This is a genomic window from Blastococcus sp. PRF04-17 (assembly GCF_023016265.1).
Lineage (GTDB): Bacteria > Actinomycetota > Actinomycetes > Mycobacteriales > Geodermatophilaceae > Blastococcus_B.
The window spans coordinates 2,880,776-2,895,924 of sequence record NZ_CP095412.1 but is presented as its reverse complement, the minus strand read 5'-3'; the positions used below and the strand labels follow the sequence as shown (position 1 = coordinate 2,895,924).

The following is a 15,149-nucleotide window of genomic DNA, read 5'->3' as shown; positions in this document are numbered from 1 at the left end:
CGTACCCAAGGTCGCGAGCCGACCACGCTGGACGACGGGCACCGAGGAGACGCCGTCGTCCACGGGGGTGTGCAGGAGGACCGCCCCGCGGCTCGCTGAGCCACCGCTCCTGACCTCACCGAACGCGGGCGTCCGTCGCCGAGCCAGATCCGGTTCCGGATGGCAGAGTCCCGTATGTGAAGACCTGGCTCGACGCGTGGCCGGTATACCGGCAGCTGACCGGCACCGACCCGATGGGTCGCGGCAAGGCCGCGCGCAGCAAGGGCACCGAGGCGACGGTGTCGCGGACCGCGACCGCCGACCGCGTCGTGAAGAGCGTCTGCCCGTACTGCGCCGTCGGCTGCGCGCAGAACGTGTACGTGAAGGACGAGCAGGTCGTCCAGATAGAGGGCAACCCGGACTCACCGATCAACCGCGGCCGGCTCTGCCCGAAGGGCAGCGCCAGCAAGCAGCTGGTCACCAGCCCGACCCGGGTCACCACGGTCAAGTACCGCCGTCCGTTCGGGACGGAGTGGGAGGACCTCGACCTCGACACAGCGATGGAGATGATCGCCGACCGCGTGCTGGAGGCCCGGCGCAAGGGCTGGCAGGACGAGGACGGCGGCAAGCGCGTCAACCGCACCATGGGGATAGCGAGCCTCGGAGGGGCGACCCTCGACAACGAGGAGAACTACCTCATGAAGAAGCTCTACAGCGCCCTGGGCGCGATCCAGATCGAGAACCAGGCGCGCATATAGCACTCCGCGACGGTGCCCGGTCTGGGTGCCTCGTTCGGCCGTGGTGGCGCAACCAACTTCCTGGAAGACCTGGCGAACTCCGACTGCATCGTCATCGAGGGTTCGAACATGGCCGAGTGCCACCCGGTGGGCTTCCAGTGGGTCGGTGAGGCCAAGGCGCGCGGCGCCAAGATCGTGCACATCGACCCGCGCTTCACCCGGACCAGCGCGATCGCCGACCTGCACGTCCCGCTGCGCATCGGCACCGACATCGCGTTCCTCGGCGGGCTGATCAACTACGTGCTCACCCACGAGCTGTACTTCAAGGAGTACGTGGCCGCCTACACCAACGCCGCGGCACTGGTGAGCGAGGACTTCGTCGACGCCGAGGACCTCGACGGCCTGTTCTCCGGGTTCGATCCCGAGAGCCGGACCTACGACGAGGACAGCTGGCAGTACCAGCCCGAGGAGCCGCCCCACTCGGGGTCGGACAACCCGGCCGAGGCCGCCGAGCAGGACCAGCTGGAGGACCACCCCGACGTCCAGCACGCCGACCGCGCGCAGGCCGCCGGCAGCGGCGGTCCGCCGATCCCCGCCAAGCCCAAGCGCGACGACACGCTGCAGCACCCGCGCACGGTGTTCCAGATCCTCAAGCGGCACTTCGCCCGCTACACGCCGGAGATGGTCTCCGAGGTCTGCGGCATCGAACCCGCGGTCTTCGAGCAGGTCGCCAAGTGGGTGACCGAGAACAGCAACCGCGACCGGACGACGGCGTGGGTGTACTCGGTGGGCTGGACGCAGCACAGCGTGGGCGCGCAGTACATCCGCACGTGCTCGATCCTGCAGACGCTGCTGGGCAACATCGGCCGACCGGGCGGCGGAATCCTGGCGCTGCGCGGGCACGCCAGCATCCAGGGCTCCACCGACGTCCCGACGTTGTTCAACCTGCTGCCGGGCTACCTGCCGATGCCGCACGCCCTGCAGCACGGCAGCCTCGAGGAGTACGTGGCCGACGCCGCCGGCAAGGCCGGCTTCTGGGGCAACAAGCGCGCCTACATGGTCAGCCTGCTCAAGAGCTGGTGGGGCGACGCGGCGACGGCGGAGAACGACTTCTGCTTCGACTACCTGCCCAGGATCACCGGCGACCACAGCTCGTACCAGACGATCGCCGCGATGATCCGCGGCGAGGTCTCGGGCTACTTCCTCGTCGGTGAGAACCCGGGCGTCGGGCACCCGAACAGCCGGATGAACCGCTTCGGGCTGGCCAACCTCGACTGGCTGGTCGTCCGCGACCTGCAGATGATCGAGTCGGCGACCTTCTGGAAGGAGGGCCCGGAGCACGAGACGGGCGAGCTGTCGCCCGACTCGATCGGCACCGAGGTCTTCTTCATGCCGGCGGCCACGCACGTGGAGAAGGAAGGCACCTTCACCCAGACCCAGCGCGTGCTGCAGTGGCGGGACAAGGCCGTCGAGCCGCCCAACGAGGCCCGCAGCGACCTGTGGTTCTACTTCCACCTCGGCCGGATCCTCCGCGAGCGGCTGAAGGACTCGACCGATCCGCGCGACCGCGCGCTGCTCGACCTCACCTGGGACTACCCGATGCACGGCGAGCGGCGGGAGCCGGACGCCGAGGCCGTGCTGCGCGAGATCAACGGCGTCGGCCCCGACGGCCGGGCGCTGTCGTCCTACATGCAGATGAAGGACGACGGCTCGACGACCGGTGGCTGCTGGATCTACTGCGGCGTCTACGCCGACGAGGTGAACCAGGCGCGGCGGCGCAAGCCCGGCAAGGAGCAGGGCCCGGTCGCGTCCGAGTGGGGCTGGGCCTGGCCGCTCAACCGCCGGATGCTCTACAACCGTGCCTCGGCCGACCCCGACGGCAAGCCGTGGAGCGAACGCAAGAAGTACGTGTGGTGGGACGAGGACGCCGGTGAGTGGACCGGGCTGGACATCCCCGACTTCGAGAAGAACAAGCGGCCGGACTACGTGCCGCCCGAAGGCGCGCGGGCGCAGGACGCGCTGGCCGGCAACGACCCGTTCGTCATGCAGGGCGACGGCAAGGCGTGGCTGTTCGCGCCGGCGGGGCTGGTCGACGGGCCGCTGCCGACGCACTACGAGCCGGCCGAGTCGGTGGTCGAGAACGGCCTCTACAAGCAGCAGGACAACCCGACGCTGGAGAAGATCGAGGGGCCGTGGAACCGGGCCAACCCCACGCGCAGCGACGTCTTCCCGTTCCAGGTGACCACCTACCGGCTCACCGAGCACCACACGGCCGGTGCGATGAGCCGCACGCTGCCCTACCTGGCCGAGCTCCAGCCGGAGTTCTTCGTCGAGGTGAGCCCGGAGCTCGCCGAGCTGCGCGGGTTGCGGAACAACGAGTACGCCACGCTGGTCAGCGCGCGGACGGCGGTCGAGGCCAAGGTGCTGGTCACCGAGCGGGTGCGGCCGATCAGGCTGCGCGACGGCACCGTCGTGCACCAGATCGGCATGCCCTACCACTGGTCCTACGCCGGCATCTCGACCGGCGACGCGGCCAACGACCTGCTGGGCATCGTCATGGACCCGAACACGCACATCCAGGAGTCCAAGGTCAGCAGCTGTGACATCGTGGCCGGCCGGCGCCCGCGCGGGCCCGAGCTGATCGAGTTCGTGGAGTCCTACCGGCGGCGGGCCGGGGTCGACTCCGGCCGGGTGGGCGTGAACGGCCGGGACCCGGTCGCCGCCGAGGCAGGAGAGGGTTCGCACCTGTGATCCCCGCTGGGATCAGGGTCCCTGATCATGGCGCGTCCACCCGCATGGTGTGCGGTGAGGGAGGACGCGGGACGATGAGGGAGCACGGCGTACGGAGCTCAGAGCCCGAGCACCAGCCGCAGGCCGGCATCGACGCGGGCCATGACGTCCAGCGGCAGCAGACCTCGAGGTTGGTCGTCCAGGAATGCCTTGTCCACCGAGACCAGCTGGCTCACATTGACGACCGAAGGGTCGGGCAGGCCGGAGTCCTCCGGCTTCACGAGGACGTTGCCCGGCACCTCAGCCAGGCGCAGATTCGACGTCAGGATCACGACCGCAACCGTCGCGATCCGAGAGCGGGACAGCCGGTCGATCTGCACCACGAGCACCGGGCGCCGCAGTGCGGGTGCGCTCCCGCGGGGTGGCCCCAGATCTGCCCAGCGGACCTGGCCCCGTTGGATCACGCCCAGCCGCCGTCCTCGGCATCGAGCCGGGCGAAGGCTGCCCGCGTGGCCGCCTTGCGAACGGCGATGTCGTCGGGGTCCTCCGGACCGGCAGCGTCCAGGGCCGCGTTGATGCGGTCGGTGAGGTCGTCGCCTTCGGCCAACTCGTTCAGGTACCTCTCGATCGCCCTGGTGACGAATTGCGAGCGGTTGAGCCCCAACTCGCGGGCACGGCGGTCGGCTTCGGCGAAGGTGTGGTCCGGAATGGAGATGGCCGTCTTCACGTCGAGAAGTATGACTCGGTATGACCGTCGCAGCAAGGAGATCGCGTGACCACGATCAGCTCGGTGAGCGCGGCGTTCACCGGCCGCGACCCGGGCAACCGGCTGTACGGGCCGGTGCCCGACGTGGCGGAGCAGTCCGGCTACGTCGAGGAGCACCCGAAGCGGGTCGGGTTCTTCACCGACACGTCGGTCTGCATCGGGTGCAAGGCGTGCGAGGTGGCGTGCAAGGAGTGGAACACGCTGCCGATGGACGACTCGCACGGCGTCCGCGACGCGATCGGCCTGTCCGGGATGTCCTTCGACAACACCGGCCAGCTGGGTGCCAACTCGTGGCGGCACGTCGCGTTCATCGAGCAGAGCCGCGCGGTCGACCTGCCGATGCCGACGTTCGGGCGCCCCGGCGACGACCGGCAGGACGGCGGCCCGTCGCCCGCCGAGTCTGGCAGCGACGTCAGCCTGGCCAACGCCCAGCAGAGCGTGCTCAACGCCGAGGCGCTGAGCGAGTTCGACCCGCAGACGGGACAGAGCGGCGCGGACAAGCAGATCCGCTGGCTGATGAGCTCCGACGTCTGCAAGCACTGCACGCACGCCGGGTGCCTCGACGTGTGCCCGACCGGGGCGCTGTTCCGCACCGAATTCGGCACCGTCGTCGTGCAGGGCGACATCTGCAACGGCTGCGGCTACTGCGTGGCCTCATGCCCATACGGCGTCATCGACCAGCGCAAGGACGACGGCCGGGTCTTCAAGTGCACGATGTGCTACGACCGGCTGACCGACGGGCTGCAGCCGGCCTGCGCCACCGCCTGCCCCACCCAGTCGATCCAGTACGGCGACCTCGACGAGCTGCAGGCCCGGGCCGACGCCCGGCTGGCGACGCTGCAGGCCCAGGGCGTGGAGACCGCACGGCTGTACGGGCGGGACGAGAACGACGGCGTCGGGGGAGCCGGCGCGTTCTTCCTGCTGCTCGACGAGCCGGAGGTCTACGGGCTGCCGCCGGACCCGATCGTGACCACCCGCGACCTGCCGGCCATGTGGAAGGCCGCGGGCAAGGCGGCGGTCATGATGGTCGGGGTCGCGCTCACGGCCGTGCTCGGCTCGAGGAAGAGGTGACATGACCGGCGGCATCACCAGCCCGGAGGCCGGCTGGCGCCAGGCCGACCGCGGCCCGGCCACGCAGCGGACCGGCAAGCGCCGCCGGCGCGGCGGTGGGCGCGGCCGCGGCGAGGTGCCGATGGTCGACGACGTCGAGTTCACCTCGTACTACGGGCGGCAGATCGTCAAGACGCCGGTGTGGAAGTCGCCGGACGTGCCGCTGTACCTGTTCCTCGGTGGTGCGGCGGGTTCGTCGTCGATCCTGGCCGCGCTGGCCGACGTCACCGGCCGGCCGAAGCTGACGAAGGTCGCGCGGCTGACCTCGGCCGGTGGCGCGATGGCGTCGGTGGTGTTTCTCGTGCACGACCTCGGGCGGCCGGAGCGCTTCCTGCACATGCTGCGGGTGTTCAAGCCGACGTCGCCGCTGTCGGTGGGCACCTACATCCTGTCGCCGTTCAGCGCGGCGGCCGGGGCGACGGCCGCGGTGGAGCTGCTGGGCTGGTTCCCGCGGCTGAAGCGGTTCGGGGAGTGGTGGCGGCGCTGTTCGGCGGGCCGCTGGCCACCTACACCGGTGTGCTGCTGGCCAACACCGCGGTGCCGTCGTGGCACGAGTTCCACGGCAAGCTGCCGTACGTGTTCGGCGCATCGGCGATGGCCGCCGGGGGCGGCATCTGCATGGCGCTGACGCCGCTGAGCGAGTCGGAGCCGGCGCGCAAGATGGCGATCCTCGGCGCGGGCATCGAGCTGGTCGCGGTGCGCGGCGTGGAGGAGAGCGACAGCATCCTGTCCGAGCCGTATCACGAGGGCCGGCCGGGCAAGTTCATGCGAGCCGCGAAGGCGTGCACCACCTCGGGGCTCGGGCTCGCCGTCGTGGCCGGGCGCTGGCGTGCCGGGCGGGTTGCGTCAGGAACGCTATTGGCGGCCGGCTCGCTGCTCACCCGCTTCGGTGTCTTCGAGGCGGGGATCGCCAGCACCAAGGATCCGAAGTACATCGTCGTCCCGCAGAAGGAACGACTGGCCGCCCGCGTCGGCGAGGTTCGCTCCGTTCCCCGCTGAGAGTGACGGCAGGGATCCGATGCAGACATTGCCGCTCCTCCCTGCCAGACGAAACACGAGGAGTCCCACCCAGACCACGAGGTCCATCGGGCCGATCGCCCGCCGTCCGCCGTCTGACCTATTCCCGCGACACGGTGGCTGAAGGGACCCAGCGCAGAACGACATCTCGGACTTCCGCATGTACGTCGGCCTCCCGGCAACCAGAAGCTGTGAGTCGGCCCGGATGGCGACAGCCCCGGCGACGCCCGCTCATGCGCAATCGCCTCTCGCTGGCATAAGGGGTCCAAACGCCACGTCGACAGATGTCGCCCGCTGGCGCAGTAGGAATGGTGATGCCGGAAGATGGCATCCGTTGCAGCCGATCCTGACCTTGTTTCGCATAGGGGAGACCCCTGGTGTGCCGGATCTCCTCGAGGGTCTGCCAAAATGGCCCCGTGACGCAGTCAGAGCATAGGCAGGACCTAGGCACGCTGGCTGTGCGCGGCGCCGCTTGGTCGGCTCTTGACAAGTGGTTGGGGCGCATACTGTCGCTGATTACATTCGCGCTGCTCGGACGACTGTTAGGCCCCGAAGCGTTCGGCATCGTCGCGGCCGCCCAGGTAGTGATCATGCTCCTGGGGGTCTTCACTAACAGTGGTCTCGTTCCAGCGCTAGTCCTCGAGGAGAAGCTCGACGCCCGGACGAGGGCGAGCGGCTTTTGGCTCGGGCTGCTCGCTGGACTTGCTCCTGCGACTCTGCTGCTCTTAATCGCTCCACTGGCCGCTGGGATATTCCACGTAGATGGAATAACGCCGGTCCTACGCGTAATGGCTGCCTTGCTTGTGATTAGAGGCATAAGCGTCGTCCCGGAGGCGCTTCTCCTGAAGGAACTCCACTTCAGGGCTATCGCCCTAAGGTCCATAGTTTCGGCGGTCGCTGGCTCTATCGTGGGGCTCACCATGGCCTTCTCCGGTGCCGGAGTTTGGGCGCTGGTGGGACAAAGCATCACCCAGGCGCTCGTCGCGGCCACCGTCATGTGGATTGCTGCGCGCATCCGGCCAACCTTCAGGCCCCAAGTCCATAGCCTCCGTCGCATCGCAAAGTTCAGCGGCAAACTCCTAGCCATTGAGCTAGCCACGGTGGTTCTCCAGTACGGCGACAACTTCTTGGTGGGCGCCATCTTGGGCACGACCGCCCTTGGATATTATGTTATCGCCCACAGATTGCTATCCGTCCTACAAGAAACAATCACCGGGGTCCTCGATGCTCTTGCTTTGCCAATCTTCGCCAGAATAAAGGCGGATCGTGACCGGACGGCCAGGGCGTTTGCTCGGGCGACTAAGGTCAGCCTGAGTGGCGCAGCTCCCCTCTTCTTGACCATGCTTATGTGGGCGCCGGTATTGATTCCACTCGTCTTCGGGGATCAGTGGAGCCAAAGCGTCGCGCTGTTTCAGTGGCTATGCATCGCAGGGATAGTCAATTCTGTAAACTTCTTCAACCGGAGCGTCCTATATGCAGCGGGCCGCCCTGGTCTCGAGTTGCTGGTTATGGGCGTTGCGGCAATCGTAACCCTCTTTGCCAGTGGGATCGGAGCACAATATGGCCTAACCGTTGTCGCCGCAGCCATTGCCCTGCGGGCGGTCGCAATCTCGCCGCTTCGGCTCGCGACGCTCAAGATTGCCATCGGCATCCGGCTCCGGATGCTGCTGCGGGAATGGCTCGACCCGGTACTGGCATCGATCGCGTTTGCGATCGTATCGACCGGTCTGTCGTTAGCGCTCGACACCGCGCCGGCAACTCTGCGGCTCGCCCTGGCCACGGCCGCCGGCCTGTCGGCATTTGCTGGCTGTCTGCATCTCCGCGACCGGACGTTCTTTCCGGGCCTCATCCGCCTCCTGGGTCGGCTGCGCACGTCGTAGGTCGTTACGGCTGTGTACCGGGCAAGCCTGGCTTGTTGCGCGAGGCATCAAGCAATCGCCAAGGAGTAAGCCGATCGCCGTAGAGCCGGATGCGCGCATCGGTGACGTCCCCCGGGGTGGTGTAAGTCCAGGCCACTGACCGCGTGGTTGATCACGTGCGAGGGGCCATCGTGTGATGGTCAGCGAGACCACGCCAATGGTTCTCGCGGAAGGACACAGCACACGATGGCCCTGGACCAGTCTGCCCTGCTCGAGGTGCTCGAGGCACTGAAGGCCGCCGATGTCGACGACCGAATCCGGTCGGCGGCCACAACCATCTACCAGGCCCTGATCGAGGCCGAGCTCACCGCGGTGATCGGCGCCGGCCCGCACGAGCGCACCGAGGCCCGCACCGCGCAGCGCAACGGCTCCCGCCCGCGCACCCTGTCCACGACGGCCGGGGATCTGGAGCTGCGGATCCCGAAGCTGCGCGCCGGATCGTTCTTCCCCTCGCTGCTGGAACGCCGCCGGCGGATCGACCAGGCGCTGTTCGCGGTGGTCATGGAGGCCTACCTGCACGGCGTCTCCACCCGCAAGGTCGACGACCTGGTGCGCGCCCTGGGCGCCGACACCGGCATCTCCAAGTCCGAGGTTTCCCGGATCTGCGCCGATCTGGACGCCGAGGTCAGTGCGTTCGCCGACCGCTCGCTGGCCGAGCAGCCCTTCCCCTACGTGTTCCTGGATGCGACCTACTGCAAGGCGCGGGTGAACCGGCGGGTCGTTTCCCAGGCCGTGGTGATCGCCACCGGTGTCGCGGCCGACGGGCACCGGGAGGTCCTCGGCTTCGCCGTCGGCGACTCCGAGGACGGCGCGTTCTGGACGGCGTTCCTGCGCTCGCTGAAGGCCCGCGGGCTGGCTGGCACGCAGCTGGTCATCTCCGACGCCCACGCCGGGTTGAAGGCCGCCATCGGCGCGGTGCTGCTCGGTGCCAGTTGGCAGCGCTGCCGGGTGCACTTCATGCGCAACGTGCTCGCCCAGGTACCGAAGGGCAACAGCGAGATGGTCGCCGCCGCGATCCGCACGATCTTCGCCCAGCCCGACGCCGAGCACGTGCACTCTCAGCTCGACGTCATCGCCGGCATGCTCGGCCGCCAGTTCCCCAAGGTCGAGGCCCTGCTGCGCGACGCCGAGGAGGATCTGCTGGCCTTCACCGGCTTCCCCGTCGCGCACTGGAAGAAGGTCTGGTCGACCAACCCGCTGGAACGGCTGAACAAGGAGATCAAGCGGCGCACCGACGTCGTCGGCGTCTTCCCCAACCCCGAAGCCCTGCTCCGCCTCGCCGGCGCCGTCCTGGTCGAGGCCCACGACGAATGGCAGGTCTCCGACCGCCGCTACCTCTCCGAAGGCTCCATGGCCCTACTCACCCGGCCCAAGCAGTCCGACAAGGAGGTGGCGCAGCCAGCCCTCATGGCCTCATAGTCACCACACCGCTGACCAACACGGTGAGGACTACATCCACCACTCAGCGGGACGTCACCCGCGCATCGCGGCGCCTGGTTCAATGTAGGCATGAGCGGGGAGCCTTTGAGCGTCAGGTTGGTCCACGTCTCAGACCGATCGGTCACGTTCAACCTTGACGGTGCACCTGTGACGATTGAGTCGAGCGAACCTGCGGTGCGAGCTGTGGGCGACGCCGAGCTTGCCCTGGCGTTGGTCCCAGCCCTGCGTGCAGGACGTCCCGTGTCAGTCGATCTTGCACCAACAGCGGACTTGCTTGATCACTTAGCGACGCAGCAGGCGATTTTCGCGAACTGGTTCGATAGCGTCCCGGTCGAGCTTAGGACACCGCGTCCCGAGGCTCGAGCGAGTGGGGATCTGGTTGGGGCCTTCTTTAGTGGAGGCGTGGATAGCTTCTTCACAGCCCTGACCAACCTTGATGAGATTGACGCACTGATCTTCGTCCACGGATTCGATATCTCTCTGGATGACGAGTTCTTGGGAGAACAGGCTTCCGACAATGCACGTCAGGCTGCTGCGGCCCTCGGCAAGACACTCGTTGAAGTGAAGACTGACCTGCGGCGGCACGAGCCTCTGGGGGGTGACTGGGGCTTCACGCACGGCGCCGCCATGGCGGCGGTAGCGCATACCCTCTCCGGGCTGTTTAAGAAAGTTCTAATTCCCGCCACCTACACATACCGCGACGTGTTCCCGTGGGGATCTCATCCGATGACGGATCCGCTTTGGAGTGGCGCGGTGCAACTGGTGCATGACGGTGCGGGCGTAACCCGCTTAGATAAGCTCTCGCTCGTTGTCCGGTCTTCGGCGGCAGCACATCACCTGCGAGTCTGTTGGGAAAACCGAGGTGGTCGCTTCAATTGTTGCGAGTGCGAAAAGTGCACTCGGACGATGATCGCGCTTCGCTCGCTCGGTGCCATTGAGCGTTTCACTACCTTTGATCGTCCGCTCAACCTCAACAGAGTGCGATTCGGCGTCCTACGCGACACTGCACAGAAGACGTTCACCCAGCAGGCTCTCGCTCAACTTGAAACGCAGGGTTCGGATCCGGATTTAGCAGCAGCGCTTCGCTGGCGCCTCCGCATTGGCCCAGTGCGACATGCCGTGTGGACGACCGTTCGAAGAGCCTCCCGCCTGCGGCGCCATTGATCAGCTAACCGAGCAACTTGACGCGGACGCGTCAGCGCCAAATCCGTACGACATTCGGACGTTTGGTCGGAAGCGGCCCCTGGACTGCGAGCGGCACTGGGTCGTAGATGGCTCAACGGAGACTGGAGGACTGCAACTTGGCATCAGCACTCGAGGGTATTCGCGATCAGACCAAGGATGTTCTCCGAAGTGTCATTGGTCCAGTCGGGACGGAGGTCGCCCTACTGGACTACCCGAGGTACCAGAACGCCGGCGACGCTCTTATCTGGCTGGGGCAGTTGCACTATCTGCGCACTCTGGGGTGCAGGGTTCGCTATCAGGCTTCGCAGTTCGGCTTCGACGCGAGGCAATTGCGCAAGTTGCATCCATCGGGACCACTGCTCATCACCGGTGGCGGAAACCTCGGTGATCGCTGGTTGCCTCATCAGGAAATGCGCGAGGCCGTTGTGGCGACCTTCCCTGACCGGAGGATCATCCAACTGCCTCAGAGCATCAACTTTTCGAACGAGGCAAGGCGGGACGCCGCTCGAAGTGTATTCGAGGCCCATCCGGACCTGACCCTGCTGATGCGGGATCAGGTGTCCTTGGCGGCAGCCAGAGCGGCATTCCCCGGCGTGAAGACCCGGTTCTGCCCTGATGCGGCCTACGGGGTGGGGCCTCTCTCGCGGGTTGGTCGGCCGGATGTGGATATCATGCTGTTGCTCCGGAATGACACGGAAGCCGTGCCTCGTATCCTTCCAACAATGGAAGGCGTCACAGTAGCGCGGGCCGACTGGCGGTTCCCGCCTGGGTACGGGACGCTGCTATGGAAAATGATGTTGGTCCCTGAGGCGCTGACGCGTGGACTCGGAACTCTTGGCGCCAGCGTCTACGGCATCGTTAGTGCGAATGCCGGCGCGATGGCCAGAGCAAATGTATTCTTCGCTCGGCGGGTCCTAGGTCGCGGTCGCGTGGTCATAACGGACCGTCTTCACGCCATGGTGCTGGCATCGCTCTCCGGCATCCCCGTCATAGCCTTGGATAATAGTTACGGAAAGGTGTCCGCCATATATCGGGAGTACGGCCACGAGCTTTCCGGAACGCGTTTCGCAGCGTCCATGGATGAAGCGGTGGAACTTGCCCGGCAGCTACTTGACCAATAGTGACGCAGCGAGCGCTAAGGGTCAAAGGGTGTCTCTACGGCTCGCCTTTCTCGGCGGAGCGCGACCGCACATCCACTGCAGCGACCCGGTAGCCTAGATATCGGCCGTGCAGCTCCACCAGCCGCTTCGGATACACGAGATATGCCAGGTAAGGATATCGGCGAGGCTTGGGCAGGTCGTGCAGCCAGGCGCGGAGCGAGGCCTTGGCGGGAGAGTCCGCTAGATCGGAACGCAGGCGAGCGTCGGCTTCCCCCTCCCGCCGTCCACGGGCGTGAAGCGCCCTGATGCCTTGTCCTCGCCTATGAGCGCTACTCACGAACAGTCGTCGATCGAACGCGATGATCCGGTCACCCCGGAGTACACGTCTCGCCCAGTCCTTATCCTCGCTGGCGGTCAACCCTTCGTTGAACGGCTCCTGTTGCCACACGGCCCGAGACACCGTCGCACTGTGATGTGAGTAGCCGAGCCCGCCACTCCATCGTCTTTCAAAGTAGGTGCTGGTGAGTGGATGGCCCTCTGGATCGAATAGCATGCCATTGGTTGCACAGACGCGTGGGTCCTCGTGGATGGCCAGGGCGATCGCCGCGTGCTCGGGTGATGTGAGCACGCAGTGGGAACTGAGGGGGGCGCAAATGGCATGTCGAGCCGCCTGCATGCCCAAGTTGAGGGCCCGGCCGTATGTGAACTCTTCATGCGCAATCTCAAGAACAACGTCCGCGTGCGCCCGCGCGTACTCGACTGTGCCGTCGAAGGATCCGCTGTCCACGACGACGATCTCGTGGGGCACGGTTTGGGCGTGGATGCTCGCCAGGCAGTCTGGCAACGTCGCCATACTGTTGAAGGTCCGGACGATAAAAGAGATCGCCACGGTGACCCAACCTCCCGAGGTTCGTCAGGTGTGCAGCCGCAGGTGGGACCATACTCGTGGCATCGTCGCCGCTCTTCTCAGCGGCGGCGACCTATCTCGCTCTTCGCTCCCCACTGGGTGCGTTGCTTACGCCGTCCCACTGGGGGCGGGGCGGACGGAGCGCAGGCACGTAAGCTTTCGACGGGAGGCGAGCATGCATGGGAGCGCGGAACCGCCCCGTCCTGAGTCATCGTTTGGCATCGTCGTGACAACGATCGGTCGAACGTCGGCGATGAGGAGCCTCTTGTCGTCCTTGGAGGACCAGACGCATCAGCGATTCGTGGTGGCGATTTGCGCGCAGGGCGAGTTTGCGTCCATGGAAGCATTGGTGGGCGAGTTCGCCTCCCGGGGACTTGACCTTCGCCTCGTCAGCTCGGCTCGCGGAGCAGCCAGGGGGCGGAACGTTGCTGAGGCTGCCCTCCCGGGCACGCTTGACGTCTTGTTGTTCCCAAATGACACGACGGTCTTCCATCCAGACTCGCTTGACCAGATCAATCAACAACTGGGCGAGGCGAAAGCTGGCTGTGTCACGGTCGTGGACCGATTCGGGGACAGGCTGCGCGTCCCCGCTCGCGGCACCCGACTGAACCGACACAACGTATGGTCGATAATCTTGCCGGCCATGGTTGTTAGGCAATCGATCTTCCGTGATCTCGGTGGTTTCGATGAGACGCTGGGGACGGGGGCGGCGACACCTTGGCAGTCCGGAGAGGAAACGGACTTCTTTCTAAGGTACCTCCTCAGGTACGGAACTGAGGGATTCGCCTGGTTGCCAGAAGTGCGTATCGGAGGGCTCAGTGACGCTGAAGGTCTGAGTCGTCTGGAGCGACGGCGAAAGTTGCGGGGGTATGCCCGCGGGTATGGCCGCATCCTGCGGATGCATCGATACGGTGTCGCTTGGAGCCTTCGTGCACTCGCCGCCGGAGCGACGTTCAGCCTCCGGCACAGAGGTGAGTATCAGGCTTTGGACGGTGTCGCGGTTCTGGTCGGAAGGCTGGAGGGGCTCCTTGGTCTCACTTTCGCTCGCCCAACCGAAGTCGCCGTAGAACGATGATTAAACCCCATTGCTGGCGGCTCTTGATGGCCTGCGTATCCGACACAGGCGCGGGTCGATGCAGCACGAGTGTCCTGGAATGCGGCGATGACTGAAGAATCTCTCGCGATTGTGCACGAATGGGTGTCCGCCGCGGCAGGATCCGAAAAGGTATTTGAGGCGATCGCGCAGCTCTACGCGGGCGCGGATCTTTACGCTCTCAGCGTTCAGCCAGGCGTTCCGCTTGACCTAAGCGGAAGGAAAGTGCTCACTACCTGGCTCGACCACAAACGATTCCGCGATCGCAGGTCTCTGACTCTTCCGATGATGCCGGTCGCTTGGCGATTGTTACAGGCGCGTAGTGGTAGAAGTTATGACACCGTCATCACTTCTCACCACGCGTTCGCGACCCAGAACTCAATTGGTCGCACTGCCCGGAGGCACCTGGCCTACGTTCATTCCCCTGCCCGCTATGTGTGGTCGCCGGCACTGGATCCGCGTGGCAATGTCTGGCCTGTAAAAGTCCTGCGTCCGGCCCTCAAGCGCGTAGACCGAGCTGCAGCACGTCGATTGACCGCAGTGGCTGCGAACAGTGCGGAGGTAGCCCGTCGTATTCAGGAGTCGTGGGGTGTCGATGCGACCGTGATTCATCCACCGGTGGACACCCGCTTTTTAGCCCCGGGCGAGACGATTCGCTCGATCTTCCCCTCAGCGACGGCTTCCTGCTTGGCTTCTCTAGGTGGATCGAATACAAAAGACTCGATCTAGTCATTCGCGCAGGGGAAGAGCTCGGCAAGCCAGTTGTCATCGCTGGTTCTGGGCCGCTCGAATCGCGCCTGCGCGAATTGGCAGGGGCGGCGGCAGTTCCTGTGTTGATCCTTCGGAAGCCGTCGGACGTGGTTGTCAGGGAGCTCATGCGACGGGCCAGCGTTCTGGTCTTCCCAGCCGTGGAGGATTTCGGGATCGTGCCGGTTGAGTCGCAAGCTGCGGGTACACCGGTTGTGGCCCCTCGCGCCGGTGGAGCGCTCGACACGGTGATCGATGGTGTCACTGGTACCTTGGTGGATTCTCTCACCGCGGCGGAGCTTGCAAGCGGCGTGGAGAGAGCATCGCCGCTTGCCGCCGCTGACTGTCGCGCTAATGCGGAACGATTCTCGTATCACTCTTTCGCCGCGAGATTCCGCGAATGGGTAGGATTCTGATGC

13 protein-coding genes and 1 pseudogene are annotated in these 15,149 nt (G+C 65.9%); 11 read left to right on the top strand and 3 right to left on the bottom strand.

Going from position 1 to position 15,149, the window contains the following annotated elements:
- Positions 1-233: 233 nt before the first annotated feature.
- Positions 234-3,467: pseudogene (gene fdh, locus MVA48_RS14610) on the top strand (formate dehydrogenase).
- A 98-nt stretch (positions 3,468-3,565) separates the two neighbouring features.
- On the opposite strand, the gene MVA48_RS14605 reads toward fdh, so the two are convergent.
- Together MVA48_RS14605 and MVA48_RS14600 are read right to left on the bottom strand one after the other, a co-directional pair.
- A complete protein-coding gene (locus MVA48_RS14605; protein ID WP_246981410.1) occupies positions 3,566-3,910 on the bottom strand; it encodes a type II toxin-antitoxin system PemK/MazF family toxin in 345 nt (114 codons plus the stop codon).
- The gene (locus MVA48_RS14600) at positions 3,907-4,173 is read right to left on the bottom strand and encodes a ribbon-helix-helix domain-containing protein (RefSeq protein ID WP_246981408.1); all 267 of its coding nucleotides are present in this window, start codon (positions 4,171-4,173) and stop codon (positions 3,907-3,909) included. Before MVA48_RS14600 ends, MVA48_RS14605 begins: the two co-directional genes overlap by 4 nt.
- 45 nt (positions 4,174-4,218) lie before the next feature.
- On the opposite strand from MVA48_RS14600, the gene MVA48_RS14595 reads away from it, so the two are divergent.
- The 7 genes from MVA48_RS14595 to MVA48_RS14565 all read left to right on the top strand — a co-directional run bounded on the left by MVA48_RS14595 (position 4,219) and on the right by MVA48_RS14565 (position 12,004).
- Positions 4,219-5,283, top strand: coding sequence for a 4Fe-4S dicluster domain-containing protein (locus MVA48_RS14595; protein ID WP_246981406.1), 1,065 nt, complete (start codon positions 4,219-4,221; stop codon positions 5,281-5,283).
- A 1-nt stretch (position 5,284) separates the two neighbouring features.
- Positions 5,285-5,950, top strand: coding sequence for an NrfD/PsrC family molybdoenzyme membrane anchor subunit (gene nrfD, locus MVA48_RS14590; protein WP_246981405.1), 666 nt, complete (start codon positions 5,285-5,287; stop codon positions 5,948-5,950).
- Positions 5,917-6,321 (top strand): hypothetical protein, encoded by a 405-nt coding sequence (locus MVA48_RS14585; RefSeq protein ID WP_246981403.1) that lies wholly within the window; start codon positions 5,917-5,919, stop codon positions 6,319-6,321. Before nrfD ends, MVA48_RS14585 begins: the two co-directional genes overlap by 34 nt.
- A gap of 434 nt (positions 6,322-6,755) precedes the next feature.
- The gene (locus MVA48_RS14580; RefSeq protein ID WP_246981401.1) at positions 6,756-8,219 is read left to right on the top strand and encodes a lipopolysaccharide biosynthesis protein; all 1,464 of its coding nucleotides are present in this window, start codon (positions 6,756-6,758) and stop codon (positions 8,217-8,219) included.
- 225 nt (positions 8,220-8,444) lie between these two features.
- Positions 8,445-9,677, top strand: coding sequence for an IS256 family transposase (locus tag MVA48_RS14575; protein ID WP_246981399.1), 1,233 nt, complete (start codon positions 8,445-8,447; stop codon positions 9,675-9,677).
- A 423-nt stretch (positions 9,678-10,100) separates the two neighbouring features.
- A complete protein-coding gene (locus MVA48_RS14570; protein WP_246981397.1) occupies positions 10,101-10,862 on the top strand; it encodes a hypothetical protein in 762 nt (253 codons plus the stop codon).
- A gap of 137 nt (positions 10,863-10,999) precedes the next feature.
- Positions 11,000-12,004 (top strand): polysaccharide pyruvyl transferase family protein, encoded by a 1,005-nt coding sequence (locus MVA48_RS14565; protein ID WP_246981395.1) that lies wholly within the window; start codon positions 11,000-11,002, stop codon positions 12,002-12,004.
- A 34-nt stretch (positions 12,005-12,038) separates the two neighbouring features.
- Here the strand turns inward: MVA48_RS14565 and MVA48_RS14560 are convergent, their stop codons facing one another.
- The gene (locus tag MVA48_RS14560) at positions 12,039-12,872 is read right to left on the bottom strand and encodes a glycosyltransferase family 2 protein (protein WP_246981393.1); all 834 of its coding nucleotides are present in this window, start codon (positions 12,870-12,872) and stop codon (positions 12,039-12,041) included.
- 367 nt (positions 12,873-13,239) lie between these two features.
- Between MVA48_RS14560 and MVA48_RS14555 the strand changes: the two genes are divergently transcribed.
- The 3 genes from MVA48_RS14555 to MVA48_RS23555 all read left to right on the top strand — a co-directional run bounded on the left by MVA48_RS14555 (position 13,240) and on the right by MVA48_RS23555 (position 15,146).
- Positions 13,240-13,965 (top strand): glycosyltransferase family 2 protein, encoded by a 726-nt coding sequence (locus MVA48_RS14555; RefSeq protein ID WP_371821151.1) that lies wholly within the window; start codon positions 13,240-13,242, stop codon positions 13,963-13,965.
- A gap of 87 nt (positions 13,966-14,052) precedes the next feature.
- A complete protein-coding gene (locus MVA48_RS24260) occupies positions 14,053-14,712 on the top strand; it encodes a glycosyltransferase (protein WP_371821150.1) in 660 nt (219 codons plus the stop codon).
- Positions 14,667-15,146, top strand: coding sequence for a glycosyltransferase (locus tag MVA48_RS23555; protein WP_371821248.1), 480 nt, complete (start codon positions 14,667-14,669; stop codon positions 15,144-15,146). Before MVA48_RS24260 ends, MVA48_RS23555 begins: the two co-directional genes overlap by 46 nt.
- Positions 15,147-15,149 lie beyond the last annotated feature (3 nt).

What these genes read in the sequence shown, in the direction of transcription:
- MVA48_RS24260 (WP_371821150.1), top strand. Translation starts at nt 14,053, where the DNA reads ATGACTGAAGAATCTCTCGCGATTGTGCACGAATGGGTGTCCGCCGCG.
- MVA48_RS14585 (WP_246981403.1), top strand. Translation starts at nt 5,917, where the DNA reads ATGGCCGCCGGGGGCGGCATCTGCATGGCGCTGACGCCGCTGAGCGAG.
- MVA48_RS14575 (WP_246981399.1), top strand. Translation starts at nt 8,445, where the DNA reads ATGGCCCTGGACCAGTCTGCCCTGCTCGAGGTGCTCGAGGCACTGAAG.
- nrfD (WP_246981405.1), top strand. Translation starts at nt 5,285, where the DNA reads ATGACCGGCGGCATCACCAGCCCGGAGGCCGGCTGGCGCCAGGCCGAC.